Source organism: Cohaesibacter marisflavi (assembly GCF_900115225.1).
In the GTDB taxonomy this organism is placed as follows: Bacteria; Pseudomonadota; Alphaproteobacteria; order Rhizobiales; family Cohaesibacteraceae; genus Cohaesibacter; species Cohaesibacter marisflavi.
Genome location: NZ_FOVR01000002.1, coordinates 443,967 through 459,397 on the forward strand (window position 1 = coordinate 443,967; position 15,431 = coordinate 459,397).

The window sequence follows — 15,431 nt, forward strand, 5'->3', positions numbered from 1 at the left end:
CCCTCGCAATCATCCAGGATTTTTGATCGATGGCAATCAGACTGCATCAGGGAGACCTTCCCAACCTCAACCACTATGACAACATTTCTGCAGTCGCGATTGATACCGAGACGATGGGGCTTCACCCGCATCGGGACAGATTGTGTCTGGTGCAGCTGTCTCCAGGCGATGGCAGTGCCGATCTGGTGCAGATTGCCAAGGGGCAGAAAGAAGCGCCCAATCTGTGCACTTTGCTTGGAAATGACAATATTACCAAGATTTTCCACTATGCCCGCTTTGATGTTGCCGTGCTCTATCACACATTCGGTGTGATGCCGGAACCGGTTTTCTGCACCAAAATCGCTTCCAAGCTCACCCGTACCTACACAGACCGCCATGGCCTCAAGGATGTCTGCCGCGAGTTTCTTGATGTCGATATTTCCAAGCAACAGCAAAGCTCCGATTGGGGGGCCGATACCCTGAGTGAAGCCCAGAAGAAATATGCTGCAACGGATGTTTTGCATCTGCACGGCCTGATGGGCATCTTCCGCGCACGTCTGTCGCGTGAGGGACGCAAGGAAATGGCGCAGTCCTGCTTTGATTTCCTGCCAACCCGCGCCAAGCTGGATTTGGCCGGTTGGGACGAAACCGACATCTTTGCCCATAGCTAAGGGCAAGATCTCGGCTGAGGAAAAAAGCTGATCGATTGGCCAAGGGAGCAACGGTGTCACGCCGGTCTGGCTCCCTTCGTCATTTTAAGAAGCCGAAGAGACCATACGCTTAATTTCGCCTCTTTCCTTTGTAGAAATGACTTGCCGATGCAGCGAAAAGCCTGCAAAAAACAGGAAACTCCGGAACCGAGCGGCGAAGCAGAAGCATCAAGCCTGCCTTTATTGGATGGAAGCAATGCAAGACAGGATTAAACGAGAGCAATCCGGCGATCCCGCTCAGCCACAGGGACATCCAGTGGGGAGCCCAAGGGGGCCGGATCTAGGCGGAAACCGTCGGGGCAGCGCGCTGGATAGCGCTCGCATCATTTCCTCTGAAGATCAGATGAAGGCCTTCCGCCGGGCCAAACGCCATTCAAGACGTGTCTTCATTCTCAAATGGAGCCTGCCGGTGATCGCCTTGGGCATCATTGCTGGTTTTGTCGGCTGGGTGAGCAAGCATAATCCCGAGAAAACGACCGAGGTGGTTCAGTTCGAGGATGACGAAAGCCTGAAGCAGGACGAACTGGTCATGCAGAATCCGAACCTGAACGGCTATACCGATGGGCGCGCCTATGAAGTGGCTGCCGATCGGGCTACCCAGAAGGTGGAAACACCCAATGTGATCAACCTTGAAACCGTCAAGGCACGCATTACAGATGAAAAGCAGGAATGGGTAACGATTGACTCCAAAACCGGCGTATTTGACCAGAATAATGAGACGCTTGGACTGGATGGAGACGTGCAGGTCGACTCCTCTCTGGGTTACAAACTGCATACCGAAAAGGTGGCCGTTGATATGCCAAAGGGATATATGCAAACCCTCAGCCCGGTGAATATCGCGTCCAGCGACATCCGTCTATCGGCCGACCGGCTTGAAGCCATCGACAATGGCGAGCAGTTCCGGTTTACCGGTAGTGTGCGCCTCTATGTCGACGCGGCTCTCCTCAACAAATCGCCAACCAAGGCTCAAGACCAAACCGAGCCCCGTCAACAAGGGGCTGCGCAGGAAGAGGGGGCTCCCCAATGACCCTGATTGTTTCTCTTTGTCGTTTGACCGCACTGGCAACCAGGAATCCAGCCCGTAGGCTTTCTTGCCTTACTCTGGCGCTGCTGCTGGCTGGGGGCCTCTTTTTTGCTGGCGGGCTGATAGCATCTCACCCCGTCATGGCCCAGAGCATGGCTGATGTGGCGTCCGGTCTGCGCACAGACCCGGATGCGCCAATCGAGATCGAAGCTGATCAGCTTGATATCTTCGACAACAAAAAAGTTGCAATTTTCAAGGGTAGCGTTAGAGCGCGTCAGGGTGAGACAAACCTGCTCACCTCCACCCTGACGATCCACTATTCGGGAGGCGGTGCAGGCACTGCGCAATCCATCACGCGGCTTGAGGCCCATGGCGGAGTGACCGTGAGCCAGAAAGACCAGAAGGCAACCGGCTCAACGGCCTCTGTCGACATGGCAAAAGAAGTGATTGTTCTGAGCGGTAATGTCGTTTTGACCCAGGGCAAGAATGTCTTGCGTGGCTCCAAATTGACCATCAACATGCGCTCCGGCGCGGCGCGTCTGGCTGCTGCCAAATCGTCTGGTGGTCAGAATGGCAATTCTGGCCGTGTGCAGGGCCTGTTTATCCCAAACCGCAACCCTAAAAACTAGGCGAGCGGGGCAAAGCCCCTCGACAAGCAGGGCAATTGCATTTATGAGCAATCCAACGGCATTGTCTTGCTGTTCGGAGCAAATGAGCAGCAAAACCATCGCGGCCACTATGGGTTGGCAGGGGTGAGACAATAATCAGAAGATTGCCTTCAAGCGGCAATCCAGAGTCAGGTGCGCATCTGCCAATGCAGGAAAGTGATCATCTTTCATCTCTTGATGAGACGGAAAATCAGCAAACCCCGTTCGATCCGCTCGAACAGGATGGTTTGGGCTGGATGGTCGTGCATGACATCGGCAAGAGCTACAAGCGCCGCACGGTCGTCACCTCGGCGTCTCTCGCTGTCAAACGCGGTGAAGCGGTTGGGCTTTTGGGGCCAAACGGCGCTGGTAAGACGACCATCTTCTATATGATCACGGGACTTGTGCGTCCAGATAAAGGCTACATTTCCCTAGACGGCTTTGATATCACGAAGCTGCCCATGTATCGCCGTGCCCGTTTGGGCATTGGGTATCTGCCCCAGGAAGCCTCGATTTTTCGCGGCCTGAATGTGGAAGAGAATATCATGGCCGTGCTGGAACTGGTTGAGCCAAAGCGCAAGAAGCGTAAGGAACAGCTGAACGAGCTGCTGGAAGAGTTCTCAATCACGCATCTGCGCAAGTCCATGGCCATTGCACTTTCCGGCGGGGAACGTCGCCGTCTCGAAATTGCCCGCGCCCTTGCGTCCCGCCCTTCCTTCATGCTGCTTGACGAGCCCTTCGCCGGTGTCGACCCCATTGCGGTGGGGGATATTCAGCAACTGGTGCGTCATTTGACTGCGCGCGGAATTGGTGTTCTCATCACCGACCATAATGTGCGTGAAACGCTGAGCCTGATCGACCGGGCCTATATCATTCATTCGGGCAATGTGTTGACCAATGGCACGCCCGATGAAATCATCGCTGATCCCGATGTTCGGCGCCTGTATTTGGGGGAGAGCTTCTCCATGTAAGCCACATTGGGCTGGTGAGAAGACGGGAAAACAATCCGCAAAAAGGCGGAGCCGTGAATTGAGGCTTGAAGTTTTAAAAAATTGCCCAATAATTGTTCAATGGCCACAAGCAAGGCAATAGGGACACTGGTTTTAACCTTCCCGAGCACAATAATCAGAGGATAAGCTTTTGATAAAATTAGATATTCTATCAATTAGCAGATTTGAATTGTGTAAAAGGGTGTAATCCTGCTATATTTAACAAGCAAGATTTGTACCAACTCACAATATGTGTGTTGTTAATTGGTACTATGCGCAAGGCGTTTGATGGCACCCGACCCGCGTCGATACCGCGTGGCACAGTGTTTCAGGATGAAAAGAGCGTGCCACAAACAGGCTACCAGACATCCTGACAGACTTGAGTAACAGGGATGAGACCCTGCCGTAGCAATCACGGTTAGGTGGGGTACAGGTAAGGACAGACGATTACATGGCTTTGACACCCAGACTGGACATGCGCCAGAGCCAATCGCTGGTGATGACGCCGCAATTGATGCAGGCGATCCAACTGTTGCAGATGTCCAATCTTGATCTCGTTGCTTATGTACAGCAGGAACTTGAGAGCAATCCTCTGCTGGAATCTGTCTCGGATGATTATTCTGGCGACTCTGGCTCTTCGGATAATAACGGGCAGGGGACGAACGATGCACAGGGGGCAGATCAGGCCAATAGTGCCAATTCGGACTCCTCTGACGGAACCAATAGCGAAGGAGCGGGCGATTCTGCTCCCGATCCGGACCTGTCCGATCAGTTCTCCGGGGAGAGCCCGGAGCAGATGGATGCCATATCCAATGATCTGGATGCCCGTCTTGATAATGTTTTTCCCGATGATAGTGGTCCACAGGAGCAAGCTGGGCCAAGCCTGAATGATCCCTGGATGTCCGCGCCCATGCGCGATGGGGGCGGCAACCCTGATTACGACCTTGAAACCGTGCTGGCTGGCGAGATTTCTCTTGCCGATCATCTCGAACAACAGTTGATGACAGCCATTGCCGATGAGCGCAAACGGATCATCGGCCAATTCCTCATCAATGAACTGGACGAATTCGGTTATCTGCAAACGGATCTGGCCATGGTTGCCAATCGCCTTGGTGTGGATGAAGCAGAAGTGTCCGGTGTGCTCGATATTCTGCAATCCTTCGAACCATCCGGCGTGTTTGCCCGTTCCCTGTCCGAATGTCTTGCAATCCAGCTCAAGGATCTCAACCGCTATGACCCGGCCATTGCGGTGCTTCTGGATAATCTCGAACTACTTGCCAAACGGGACTTCGTTGCCCTGCGCAAACTGTGCGCAGTGGATGAGGAAGACCTCTCCGATATGATCTCCGAGATCAAGGCGCTCAATCCGCGCCCCGGTAGCGCTTTCGGCCATTTGACGGTGCAGCCGGTCGTGCCCGATGTTTTCGTGCGGCAGGCATCAGACGGTGGTTGGCGGCTTGAGCTGAACAGCGAAACCCTGCCCCGCGTGCTGGTCAATCGCACTTATTATGCACAAATCAACGAGACGGCTGCGGGCAAGAAAGAGAAAGAGTTTCTCATCGATTGCCTGCAAAGCGCCAACTGGTTGGTCAAGAGCCTAGACCAGCGCGCACAGACCATTCTCAAGGTGGCGACGGAAATCGTGAAGCAACAGGATGCCTTCTTTGCTTATGGCGTAACGCACCTGAAGCCGCTCAATCTGCGCACCATCGCCGATGCGATCCAGATGCATGAGAGCACGGTCAGCCGTGTCACCTCGAACAAATATATCGCCACCAATCGTGGCACCTTCGAGATGAAATATTTCTTCACCTCAGCCATTTCGGCAACGTCGGGCGGTGATAGTCACTCTGCTGAAGCGGTCAAGCATCGTATCCGGCAAGCGATTGATGGGGAAGCCGCCGATAGTATTCTGTCTGATGATGCCTTGGTGAAGCTTCTGCGTGAATCCGGCATCGATATCGCTCGTCGCACAGTGGCGAAATATCGTGAAGCCATGCATATTCCGTCCTCGGTGCAGCGACGGCGTGAGAAGAAAGCCGCACGAGGCTAGGCGCGCTACAGGGCATCCAGACACGGCATCAGCATACTTGCAGCCGCGATTCCATCAAATCATTGGCTTCCTGGTGGGATGGTGCAAATGGTGCCAGCTTGGGCAATATGCCTATAAATTAGCGGGTATAACCTTCCTGATGAAAAGATGTTTGCCCCGATTTGCCCGTCAGATCATCTCTCGAAATGGTGATTGAACAAGTCTTGGGCAGAAGAGGATATACCGCGCTTCTGAAAATGTTCTAAAATAACGAAATTGTAATAATATATCAATTTAGGTTTGATTTAAGAAATTTTGCGAAATGCATGAGTTGGTAGATGTTTGTTAATTTCACTTTCTCAAGGTCAGTGGATAAATACGTAAAGATGCGTGTTTAATCGCCAAGATTGTCAAGTCTGCTGGTCAAACCCCATTTATTTTGGCAGACTAAAAGCATGCATGAGAGACTTTTCCATAACATTGACATTTGCGAACTTACCGCCTATTTGTGCGCGGCCCGTACAGATGTCAATGCGGTCCGTGGTGTGTTTCCATGCGTATGGCCGACCGGGCTTTCGATATGTTGATGACGCCCGCAAATTCCGGCCAAACCTTCAGGCCACATTTGCGAACGTCGTTAAGAGAGAAAGACTAAAAGTCGGTCATTCTATAGGCCCATAATTGATAGGGGGTTCCATGACGCTTCGAGTATCAGGCAAACAAGTTGATGTTGGCGATTCACTTCGCGCCTATGCAGAGGATCGGGTTGCTGAAGCAGTCGAGAAATATTTCGACGGTGGCTTTGGTGGTCAGATGACTTTGGAAAAGGAAGGCATCGGCTTCAAGAGTGATCTTGTGATTCATCTCGATACCGGGATGGTGATGCAGGCAAGCGGTTCGGACGTTGACGCTCAGAAGAGCTTTGACAATGCTGTCGAGCATATCGACAAGCGACTGCGCCGTTATAAAAGACGTCTGAAAAGCCATCGCAATGATCATCACGAAAGCCCTGAGGGAATCGAGGTCGCTTACGGTGTGCTACAGAATCCTGCGGCTCAGGATGAAGTGCCCGATGATTTCACGCCGGTTGTTATCGCTGAAAGCACCAGCAAGCCCATCCGTACCATGACGGTCGGTGACGCTGTTGTCGCTCTCGATTTGACCGGGGATCCCGTTGTGGTCTTTCGGAACGCCGGCGATGATGCTATCAACGTGGTGTATAAGCGCACCGATGGCCACATCGGATGGGTGAGCCCGTCCCTTGCTGAGAAGTAAGCGCAAAGGAATATCGTAACGGACGATGGTCTTTGACCATTTAAAAACATAGAGGCGCGCCCCGCCCGATTGGACAATCTGGTTGATTGGGGTGCGCTTTAGCCAACTAGGCTCAAAGCCGTTGGTGTTCGCTCAAGATCAAATGGCCTTCAGGTCCGACCACCTGAAGGCTTTGATCATTTCAAGAAACCGGGGTATCCTGTTTTCATCGGACCTGAAAGCACGATACCTGACACATGAGAGTTTCATGGAACTGAACGATCTACTCGCTCCTGAAGCGATCGTACCTCTGCTTAAGGCAAGTAGCAAAAAGCAGGTAATTCAGGAGCTGTCGGAGCGCGCGGCAAAGCTGACCGGATTACCGCAACGTCAGATTTTTGAAAAACTTCTCCAGCGCGAGAGGCTCGGCTCGACCGGCGTCGGTCAGGGCGTGGCCATTCCTCATGGCAAATTGCCTGAGCTGGAAAAGATTTATGGCATTTTTGCCCTGCTGGATAAGTCAGTGAATTTTGACGCCATGGATGATCAACCCGTTGATATCGTCTTTCTGCTTTTGGCACCTGAAGGGGCCGGGGCGGATCATCTCAAGGCCTTGGCGCGTATTGCGCGCGTTCTGCGCAATGAAGACACGCTCAATAAATTGCGTGCGGCAACCGATGGAGACGCCATCAGGGCCGTTCTGTGTCATCTGCCAGAATCGGATGCTGCCTGATGCAGGTTGGCGCATTGCGCTGACACCGATAAATCTGTCCATCTTTTGAATTTTCTGTCACCCTGTTATTCGCTTGTCAAAATTGGCAAGCAATAAAGCTGAGTTCTGGCTCTTGTTTCCCTTTACCAATGGTTGGTTGGGGAAATGGGAGCTGAAAAGGCTGGGTATGGAAAAGACTAAGCATGAGACGGCGCTGCAAACGGGCGTCGATAGCGCAGATAGGGCAGACACGCCTACGCTGGGAGAGGCCTCTGCCGTCTGGTGGCGCATTGGTATTCTCTCTTTTGGAGGGCCTGCCGCCCAGATTGCTCTCATGCATCGCATGATCGTCGATGAAAAGCGCTGGCTTTCGGAGCGACAATTCCTGAATGCCCTGTCTTTTTGCATGATGTTGCCCGGCCCGGAGGCCATGCAATTGGCGACCTATGCGGGATGGCGGCTGCATGGGACGTTGGGTGGCCTCATTGCCGGCCTTGCTTTCGTGCTTCCCGGTGCATTGGTCGTGCTGTTGTTGGCAGGTGCCTATGCGCTGTTTGGTCAGGCCCCCTTGGCAGCTTCCCTATTCATGGGTATCAAGGCAGCGGTGCTGATCATTGTGTTGGAAGCCTTGTTGCGGGTTAGCAAAAAGGCGCTGGACGGGAGGGCGCATTGGTTGATCGCAGCCTTGTCCTTTATCGGCATCTTCTTTTTCCAAGCACCATTCCCGCTGATTATTCTTGCCGCGGGCCTCTATGGTGTCTGGCATGGAGCACGGTTGGGGCTGGAAAGGGAAGTGGAGATGGCGGGGGAGCCTGCTGGCCCTTTCACTTATGCCTCTCAGGCCCAAGCGCGTGTCGACCGATCCTTCTCCCATTTAGCCACCTTGCGGACCGTTTTCATTTGGCTCTGCATTTGGCTATTGCCCCTGACGCTGCTCGCCTGGTTCGCTTCCGTGACTATTTTGGGCACAATCGGGCTGTTTTTCTCAAAGCTGGCAACGGTCACTTTTGGTGGCGCCTACGCAGTGCTCGCCTATATGGCGCAGGATGCCGTCAGTCATTATGGCTGGCTGAGCGCCACAGAAATGCTCGATGGTCTGGGGCTGGCCGAGACCACGCCGGGTCCGCTCATTCTGGTCACGGAATTTGTCGGCTTTCTCGCTGCCGCGCGGTCAACTGGCGAGCTTAGTTTATGGCTCGGTCTCGCCGGAGCCGGTGTAACCCTGTGGGCGACCTTTGCTCCGTGCTTTTTATGGGTGTTTGCGGGCGCCCCTTATATCGAATGGATCAGCGAACGCCCTCGCTTGAGAGAAGCCTTGCGTGCGATTACTGCCGCAGTTGTGGGCGTCATTCTCAATCTTTCGGTCTGGTTCGGGCTTCACGTGCTGTTTGAAAGCGTCGCGAAAGAAAAAGCCGGTTGGCTGGTGATCTTCCTGCCTGAGTGGACCAGTTTTAATCCGGTTCTATTCGTTTTGGCGCTTCTGGCTGGATATCTTCTGCATGTGCGCAAATGGTCGATTATGCTTTGCCTTGGAGTGACCGGCGGGCTGGGATGTCTCTGGGGACTGTTGTAACGGAATGAAAAAGGCCCCGAAACGGGGCCTGAATACGGTGCGGTCTGAAAATCATTCAGACCGCTGTTGATTGTTTGTGCCGGTAAAGGCTGCTCAGTGCAGGCTCACCGTTTCAATATCATGGCGCATGGCGCTCAGTTTGACTGCGGATTCAGACCCGGCCAAAGCAATGGGCTGTCCCTGAACGTCAAGCAGGGCCCAGAGTTGCTGATTTTGCGGAATTTCCGGGGCTTCCGGAAACATATCCATGACTTCTTCCATGCTCACCTGACGTACATAGGCCATACGACGTTCCAGCATGATGGATTCCAGACCATCGTCCAGCTCGTCTTCGAACATTTCTTCCTCATTCATGGCATCTACCTTCATGTTGGGCCAAAGAGTTGTCCTGCATCGGGAGGATAGGACAGCCCTTCAGGCCGGGTGGAACACATGCTTATTCTTTCACGTCAATTGCAATCTTGCGGACGACTTTCTCAGGTTCCGGCCGAGCCAGATCGATGGACAACAAGCCATCTTTCAGTTCGGCGCCAAGAATTTCTATGCCTTCAGCCAGCACGAAAGAGCGCTGGAACTGTCTGGCAGCGATACCACGGTGAAGATACTGGCGGCTCTGGTCATCCACCTGACGACCGCGAATGACAAGCTGGCTTTCTTCCAGTGTCACATCCAGCTGATCGCGAGTGAAGCCGGCCACGGCAAGGGTAATGCGCAACACATCGCCACTGCCGCCATTTCCTTCGAGCAATTTGCTCTCGGTTGGATCCAGTCTTTCAATATTATACGGAGGGTAGCCCTCATTGGCACCTTTGGCGACGCGGTCAAGCACACGCTCGACTTCATCAAAGCCAAGGAGAAAAGGGCTGGAAAAAGCAGACATTCGAGACATTAGGCGGTCCTTCTTTTTAAGCGACGCGCTGGATAACTCCCTTTCCAATCGGAAAAATCGGAGCTGCATGACAGAGTTTTCGCCAAGATCTCTCCGAGACAAAAACCCCAAGTGAATAATGAACCGCCGATCTTCTTCTTAAAAAGATAGCTCGGTCAGATCATGAAAAGGGTCGGCTTAAGCCACAGCCCTTGTGTCAGACCTCATCATCAAGCATCTGGCATAGGTTCAATATGGGGGTATTTGCAGCCCGCTTCAAGTTTAAACATGATCTTCGAAGCGGTGGATTTTTGCGCAGCAGGGCACGGTGCCTGTCTCTTTTGGCTGTCGGGAAGCGCAAGTGTTTGGTGTCTAGAGACAATTACCAGACTATCAGCCAAGGCAAGGCATTTCGGTCATACGAGAATTCATGGCCAAACATAAAAAACCGTCCGGATGGCTCCGGACGGTTTCGTATTTTCCAGCAAGAAGTCAGCTGTTAGCTTGCTTTCTTCGAGCGCCGACGATCTGCGCCTGTATTGTAGGCGATCTCGGAGTGATATTTGCAATAGGGAGAGCCGGACTCGGATTTGTGACCACAGAAGTGGAAATCCGTATCTCCCGGGTCGCCAATTGGCCACTTGCAGGTAGTTTCCGTAAGCGTAAGGATCGACGCGCGCTTGGAAATCGGCACGACGACTGGATCCGCCTGAGGGTTTTTGACCGCTTTTGGCTGAGGAGCCGATTGTGGCTGGCTTTCGACCTTGAGAGCCGTCGCTCCAACGCTTGGCGCAGCCGTTGAGCTGCTGCTTGTCCGAGCTGGACGACTGGTCTGTTGGTTGCGAGGGCGCCGCGGGCGCGGTGCTGTCGTCGTGGTTTTGGCGCGACCGGAAAGACCCAGTCTGTGCACCTTGCCGATAACAGCATTGCGAGTGACACCGCCAAGCTCAGACGCCACCTGGCTGGCACTCAGGCCTTCGGCCCAGAGTTTTTTTAGTAGTTCAACACGTTCGTCAGTCCAAGACATATAAAAAGCCTCCGTCTAGACTGTTAAAGAAGGCAAACCGAAAACCGCATCTGGTTATGATAACACAACCAATGGTTTGTCCTTCGTAAGTGGATTTGATTTTTGCCGCACGATAGTTATTCGTTAATAAATCGTAAACTACTATACGGTTGGAGTCTGCCGCAACTGGAAGCAGGCCCAATTTAACCCTTTTCCCCAACTAATCGAATCAACAATTGTCCAAAATTCGCTTGACAACGATTTTTTGAATTTATCCTCATCCATTTGTTGATTGCTTGTGGATAAGGTGTGTTTAAGTGTTGAATATCCCTGTTGGTTTTTCCTGTTCACAGCAGATGCTCAAATCTGCGGCGGTTTGGTCAGCTATGGCGCTTTTATCAGCTTATACTGCCTAAGGGTTGTACAAAATTGAGTAGGTTGCAACGTGAAACACTTTATTCTCATACGATGGTCTCAGATTGTATGGTGGTGACCAAATAGGGGGCGTGCGCTTGATGAGTCAACCGACTGTAAGGGCCTGTCCAGAGAAGGCTGCGAAAATGGTTTCACAAAAGCAAACGACCATCGCTTCTGGCGCGCCTCTATAAAATTTTGTGGATTTGTTCTTAAACGGCATAATGTTTTGCAGATAGAGGCAAGTCTCCGATTGACAAGAGGGGAACATTCTTGCAAAAGAGGGACCTTCAACAGCCGCCGTTGGAGCGGCTTTTTTGTTGCATTCCTGCCATTCTCTGTGTTGTGTTCCTGGCTTTCTTGCTGCCTGATATTCGGGCAAATCCAGAACAGCAAGGCATTTAGGGAATGGCGTTCATCAGAGGGACCCGGATCCGCTTGCAAAGGACCGGTTACTCGACTTTCTGTCGCAATGAGGCAGATTTGATATCAGGAGACCTTTGTCTTGGGACGAGGATAAGTAAAATGACGCAATCTTCGCTGTATGCCACATATGCAAGAGCCAACCTCGAATTCGAAAAGGGAGAAGGCGCCTGGCTTACGACGCGAGATGAGCGACGCTTCCTTGATTTTGCTGCAGGAATCGCGGTCAACAGTCTTGGCCATGCCCATCCGCATCTCGTGGAGGCGCTGAAGGATCAGGCTGATAAGCTCTGGCATGTTTCAAACCTGTATGACATTCCCGGGCAGCACAAATTGGCCGAGCGTCTTTGCGCCGCCACCTTTGCTGATAAGGTCTTTTTCACAAATTCCGGTGCAGAAGCCGTCGAATGTGCGGTAAAAACTGCGCGTCGCTATCAGTATGATAAGGGCGCTCCGGAACGGTTCACGATCCTCACTTTTGAAGGGGCGTTTCACGGACGGACGCTGGCCACCATCGCCGCTGGCGGTCAGGCCAAGTATCTTGAAGGCTTCGGGCCGAAGGCGCCTGGCTTTGAAAGTTTGCCAGCTCTGGATATCGAATTGGTGAAACAATCGATCAACGAGACCACCGCCGGCATTCTGCTCGAGCCAATTCAGGGCGAGGGAGGCATTCGCGAAATCGAGCCATCCTTCCTGAAAGCTCTGAGGAATTTGTGCGACGAAACCGACATCCTGTTAATTCTTGATGAAGTCCAGACTGGCGTCGGACGGACCGGCCGTCTGTTTGCTTATGAAGAAGCAGGCATCACACCTGACATAATGGCCATTGCCAAGGGCATCGGCGGCGGCTTCCCTATGGGGGCCTGTCTGGCGACCGAAGAGGTTGCGGACGGCATGGTTCCCGGAACACATGGTTCAACTTATGGTGGCAACCCTTTGGCTATGGCCGTGGGCAATGCCGTGCTTGATGTGGTGCTGGAAGAGGGTTTTCTGGACAATGTTGCAAAAACAGGCTTAGTTTTAAAGCAAAGCCTTGCAGGTTTGAAGGATGCCTATCCTGATTTTATTGAAGAGATCAGGGGGCGTGGATTGCTTCTTGGCCTCAAACTGAAAATGCCACCAGCAGATCTGGTTGCCGAACTCCGCAAGGAAGGTCTTTTGACCGTGGGGGCTGGTGATAATGTCTTGCGGTTGGCTCCGCCTCTGACCATCGGTCAGGAAGAAATAGATTTTGCACTCCAGGCCTTGGAGCGGGCGCTCGATACAATGCGCGCTGCAAAGGCAGACAGTCAATAATGAGGGGGATTGCAAACCATGTCGAATGATGCCAAGCGCCATTTCGTCGATTTGGAGACGCAGAAGACCGAAGACCTGAAGACTATTCTGGCCACCGCGCACAAGATCAAGGATGCGCGCAAGACAAAGCGCCGGACTGACATGCTCGAAGACAAGGTGATCGCCCTTGTCTTCGATAAGCCTTCCACACGGACCCGCGTCTCTTTTGACGTTGGCGTGCGCGAGCTGGGCGGAACTCCGCTGATGCTGACCGGTGCAGAAATGCAGCTGGGGCGCGGCGAGAGCATCCCCGATACGGCCCGTGTGCTATCCCGTTTTGTCGATGGCATCATGATCCGCATGCTTGATCATGATGCCGTCGCCGAGCTGGCCGAATATGCCACCGTTCCGGTCATCAATGGCCTGACCTATTATTCGCATCCATGCCAGATCATGGCGGACATCATGACCTACGAGGAGCATCGCGGCTCGCTTGAAGGCAAGACTGTCACCTGGGTGGGGGACTACAACAATGTGTTGGCGTCCTGGCTCCATGCTGCCGAGCATTTTGACTTCACCATGCGGATTGCCATCCCCGAAGAGCTGATGACCGATTTCTCGATCATCGATCGCCTGCGCGGACGCGGTGTGCGCATCGAATTGTGCGACAGCGCAGAAGATGCGGCCAGCCAATCCGATCTCATCATCACCGACACATGGGTCTCCATGGGGGATGAAGATGCAGAGCATCGCCACAATCTCTTGAAACCTTATCAGGTCAACACCAGATTGATGGGGCTTGCCAAGGATGACGCTCTGTTCATGCACTGCCTGCCTGCCCATCGCGGTGAGGAAGTGACGGATGAAGTGATCGACGGACCGCAATCAGTTGTGTTCGACGAAGCAGAAAACCGTTTGCATGCACAGAAGGGTGTGATGGCCTGGTGCTTCCACAAGGCCATCGGCGACGAATAATTCCAAGACTGTGCACCAAGGCTGCGGGGTGAGGGTGGACTATGGCGACAGAGCCAGACACCCACGGGCTACCAGCCGGACTTGACGAGCGCAACTGAAATAGAGACAAGGGTGGATACAGGCGTATCCGCCCTTTGCCTTTGAATGAACGAAAGACAATGAACAGACTGCGCGCCCAATCCCCTCGATGCTGACAGATGAGGGAAGGACAGGGCCCACCCCGGACAATGAAAAGCCATCATGCATGATGTGATTTGTCCCCTTGGGTGCCACAGGAAAGTAAGCCAGATGACCGAACAAACCAATATCGTCTCTTCGCTAGACCGCGTCTTGCCTTTTCAGGTCGATGGATTGGACGTGCGCGGACGGATGGTCCATCTCAATGAGACCGTCACCGGCATCATTCAACGCCACAATTATCCCGATGCCGTCAATCGGCTCTTGGCTGAAGCCATTGCCCTGACTTCCCTGCTGGGCTCTTCGCTGAAATTCGAGGGCAAGTTTATTCTTCAGGTACAGTCCAAGGGCGCGGTCAATATGCTCGTGGTGGACTATAATGCGCCGGACGCCGTGCGTGCCTATGTCCGCTTTGACGAAGAGGCTCTCAAGCAACGGATCGAGAAGGGCGAAACGCGCCCCGAACAGCTGTTGGGCGAAGGGCATCTGGTGATGACCATCGATCAGGGGCAATATATGAACCGTTATCAGGGCGTTGTTGTTCTGGATGGCAAAAGCCTTGAAGATGCGGCCCATGCCTATTTCATGCAGTCCGAGCAGCTGCCCACGCGGGTGCGTCTGGCTGTCACCGAAATGGTGTCCAAACAAGATGAAGGCCCGGCCAAGAGCGAATGGATCGCCGGTGGTTTGCTGGTGCAATATCTGCCCCATTCCTCAGAAGATATCCCCCATCGGGATTTGCATCCCGGCGACCATCCGGATCCGGAGATGCAGAAAACCCATCACGTCACCGAGGCTGATGCCTGGCGTGAATGTGAAGCGCTGGTCAACACCGTGGATGACCACGAACTGACCGACCCAGAAGTTTCTGCGGAAACTTTGCTCTACAGGCTTTTCCATGAAAACGGGCCTCGGGTTTTTGAATCCATGCCGATTTATGACCGCTGCACATGCAGTCGTGAGCGGATCAGCGATATGTTCAAGACATTCGATCCCGAAGAAATGAAGGACATGGTCGTTGATGGCAAAATCGAGGTGACATGCGAATTCTGCAGCACGCATTATGAGTTTGATCCCGAGGATGTTGCCAAAGTCGCCAAGGGCTGACGTCTGGCCTGAAAATCCCGCTTGTCGATAGCGACACAAAAATTTTGAAGAGAAAGGCCACCCCATTTGCGGGTGGCTTTTTTATTGCTGAAGTTTTCTACTTGATACAAAAAAGTGCAAAGATTTGATTGCGCAGAAGCATCAAGGCTGGAATAAACGCATAAGTGGCAGGATGAAGCCCAACCGGGAGGGCGCATTCGAGCAGATGGGGTATGGCCAGAGGAGGCGCCTGCAGTCTCTGGAGGAGGAGGCCCGCTTGCGGGAAA

General features: G+C 53.1%; 14 protein-coding genes. 11 read left to right on the forward strand and 3 right to left on the reverse strand.

The genetic code is table 11. The annotated features are described in order from the left end of the window. Positions 1-29 precede the first annotated feature (29 nt). The 8 genes from BM258_RS05385 (at position 30) to chrA (ending at position 8,920) form a co-directional block, all read left to right on the forward strand. Positions 30-650, forward strand: coding sequence for a ribonuclease D (locus BM258_RS05385; RefSeq protein WP_090069743.1), 621 nt, complete (start codon positions 30-32; stop codon positions 648-650). A gap of 235 nt (positions 651-885) precedes the next feature. After that, positions 886-1,716 carry an LPS export ABC transporter periplasmic protein LptC gene (gene lptC / locus BM258_RS05390; RefSeq protein WP_175527931.1) on the forward strand — a complete coding sequence of 277 codons (831 nt, stop codon included), beginning with the start codon at positions 886-888 and terminating at the stop codon, positions 1,714-1,716. Continuing rightward, positions 1,713-2,342 (forward strand): LptA/OstA family protein, encoded by a 630-nt coding sequence (locus BM258_RS05395; RefSeq protein ID WP_090069751.1) that lies wholly within the window; start codon positions 1,713-1,715, stop codon positions 2,340-2,342. Before lptC ends, BM258_RS05395 begins: the two co-directional genes overlap by 4 nt. A 185-nt stretch (positions 2,343-2,527) precedes the next feature. Next, positions 2,528-3,331 carry an LPS export ABC transporter ATP-binding protein gene (lptB, locus tag BM258_RS05400; protein WP_090069753.1) on the forward strand — a complete coding sequence of 268 codons (804 nt, stop codon included), beginning with the start codon at positions 2,528-2,530 and terminating at the stop codon, positions 3,329-3,331. A 469-nt stretch (positions 3,332-3,800) separates the two neighbouring features. Then, positions 3,801-5,402, forward strand: a complete 1,602-nt coding sequence (rpoN, locus tag BM258_RS05405; RefSeq protein ID WP_090069755.1) for an RNA polymerase factor sigma-54 — start codon at positions 3,801-3,803, stop codon at positions 5,400-5,402. A 675-nt stretch (positions 5,403-6,077) separates the two neighbouring features. Then, positions 6,078-6,656 (forward strand): ribosome hibernation-promoting factor, HPF/YfiA family, encoded by a 579-nt coding sequence (gene hpf, locus BM258_RS05410; RefSeq protein WP_090069757.1) that lies wholly within the window; start codon positions 6,078-6,080, stop codon positions 6,654-6,656. A gap of 247 nt (positions 6,657-6,903) precedes the next feature. Further along, complete coding sequence (ptsN, locus tag BM258_RS05415) at positions 6,904-7,368, forward strand: PTS IIA-like nitrogen regulatory protein PtsN (RefSeq protein ID WP_090070396.1); 465 nt, start codon at positions 6,904-6,906, stop codon at positions 7,366-7,368. A 166-nt stretch (positions 7,369-7,534) separates the two neighbouring features. Beyond that, a complete protein-coding gene (gene chrA / locus BM258_RS05420; protein WP_090069759.1) occupies positions 7,535-8,920 on the forward strand; it encodes a chromate efflux transporter in 1,386 nt (461 codons plus the stop codon). A gap of 93 nt (positions 8,921-9,013) precedes the next feature. On the opposite strand, the gene BM258_RS05425 is transcribed toward chrA, so the two are convergent. From BM258_RS05425 to BM258_RS05435, 3 genes are all read right to left on the reverse strand, one after another. Beyond that, a complete protein-coding gene (locus tag BM258_RS05425; protein ID WP_175527932.1) occupies positions 9,014-9,274 on the reverse strand; it encodes a DUF1150 family protein in 261 nt (86 codons plus the stop codon). 82 nt (positions 9,275-9,356) lie between these two features. Continuing rightward, positions 9,357-9,809 (reverse strand): Hsp20 family protein, encoded by a 453-nt coding sequence (locus BM258_RS05430; protein WP_090069763.1) that lies wholly within the window; start codon positions 9,807-9,809, stop codon positions 9,357-9,359. A 478-nt stretch (positions 9,810-10,287) separates the two neighbouring features. Then, entirely contained in the window at positions 10,288-10,815 is a 528-nt protein-coding gene (locus BM258_RS05435; protein WP_090069765.1) for a GcrA family cell cycle regulator, read from the reverse strand. Positions 10,816-11,733: 918 nt separating this feature from the next. On the opposite strand from BM258_RS05435, the gene BM258_RS05440 reads away from it, so the two are divergent. The 3 genes from BM258_RS05440 to BM258_RS05450 all read left to right on the forward strand — a co-directional run bounded on the left by BM258_RS05440 (position 11,734) and on the right by BM258_RS05450 (position 15,165). Beyond that, entirely contained in the window at positions 11,734-12,927 is a 1,194-nt protein-coding gene (locus tag BM258_RS05440; RefSeq protein ID WP_090069767.1) for an aspartate aminotransferase family protein, read from the forward strand. Positions 12,928-12,945: 18 nt separating this feature from the next. Next, positions 12,946-13,881 (forward strand): ornithine carbamoyltransferase, encoded by a 936-nt coding sequence (argF, locus tag BM258_RS05445; RefSeq protein ID WP_090069769.1) that lies wholly within the window; start codon positions 12,946-12,948, stop codon positions 13,879-13,881. Between the two features lie 288 nt (positions 13,882-14,169). Next, positions 14,170-15,165 (forward strand): Hsp33 family molecular chaperone, encoded by a 996-nt coding sequence (locus tag BM258_RS05450; protein WP_090069770.1) that lies wholly within the window; start codon positions 14,170-14,172, stop codon positions 15,163-15,165. Positions 15,166-15,431: the final 266 nt, after the last annotated feature.

What these genes read in the sequence shown, in the direction of transcription:
- ptsN (WP_090070396.1), top strand. Translation starts at nt 6,904, where the DNA reads ATGGAACTGAACGATCTACTCGCTCCTGAAGCGATCGTACCTCTGCTT.
- BM258_RS05430 (WP_090069763.1), bottom strand. Translation starts at nt 9,809, where the DNA reads ATGTCTCGAATGTCTGCTTTTTCCAGCCCTTTTCTCCTTGGCTTTGAT.
- BM258_RS05395 (WP_090069751.1), top strand. Translation starts at nt 1,713, where the DNA reads ATGACCCTGATTGTTTCTCTTTGTCGTTTGACCGCACTGGCAACCAGG.
- argF (WP_090069769.1), top strand. Translation starts at nt 12,946, where the DNA reads ATGTCGAATGATGCCAAGCGCCATTTCGTCGATTTGGAGACGCAGAAG.
- lptB (WP_090069753.1), top strand. Translation starts at nt 2,528, where the DNA reads ATGCAGGAAAGTGATCATCTTTCATCTCTTGATGAGACGGAAAATCAG.
- BM258_RS05435 (WP_090069765.1), bottom strand. Translation starts at nt 10,815, where the DNA reads ATGTCTTGGACTGACGAACGTGTTGAACTACTAAAAAAACTCTGGGCC.
- BM258_RS05440 (WP_090069767.1), top strand. Translation starts at nt 11,734, where the DNA reads ATGACGCAATCTTCGCTGTATGCCACATATGCAAGAGCCAACCTCGAA.
- BM258_RS05425 (WP_175527932.1), bottom strand. Translation starts at nt 9,274, where the DNA reads ATGAATGAGGAAGAAATGTTCGAAGACGAGCTGGACGATGGTCTGGAA.
- rpoN (WP_090069755.1), top strand. Translation starts at nt 3,801, where the DNA reads ATGGCTTTGACACCCAGACTGGACATGCGCCAGAGCCAATCGCTGGTG.
- BM258_RS05450 (WP_090069770.1), top strand. Translation starts at nt 14,170, where the DNA reads ATGACCGAACAAACCAATATCGTCTCTTCGCTAGACCGCGTCTTGCCT.
- lptC (WP_175527931.1), top strand. Translation starts at nt 886, where the DNA reads ATGCAAGACAGGATTAAACGAGAGCAATCCGGCGATCCCGCTCAGCCA.
- BM258_RS05385 (WP_090069743.1), top strand. Translation starts at nt 30, where the DNA reads ATGGCAATCAGACTGCATCAGGGAGACCTTCCCAACCTCAACCACTAT.
- hpf (WP_090069757.1), top strand. Translation starts at nt 6,078, where the DNA reads ATGACGCTTCGAGTATCAGGCAAACAAGTTGATGTTGGCGATTCACTT.
- chrA (WP_090069759.1), top strand. Translation starts at nt 7,535, where the DNA reads ATGGAAAAGACTAAGCATGAGACGGCGCTGCAAACGGGCGTCGATAGC.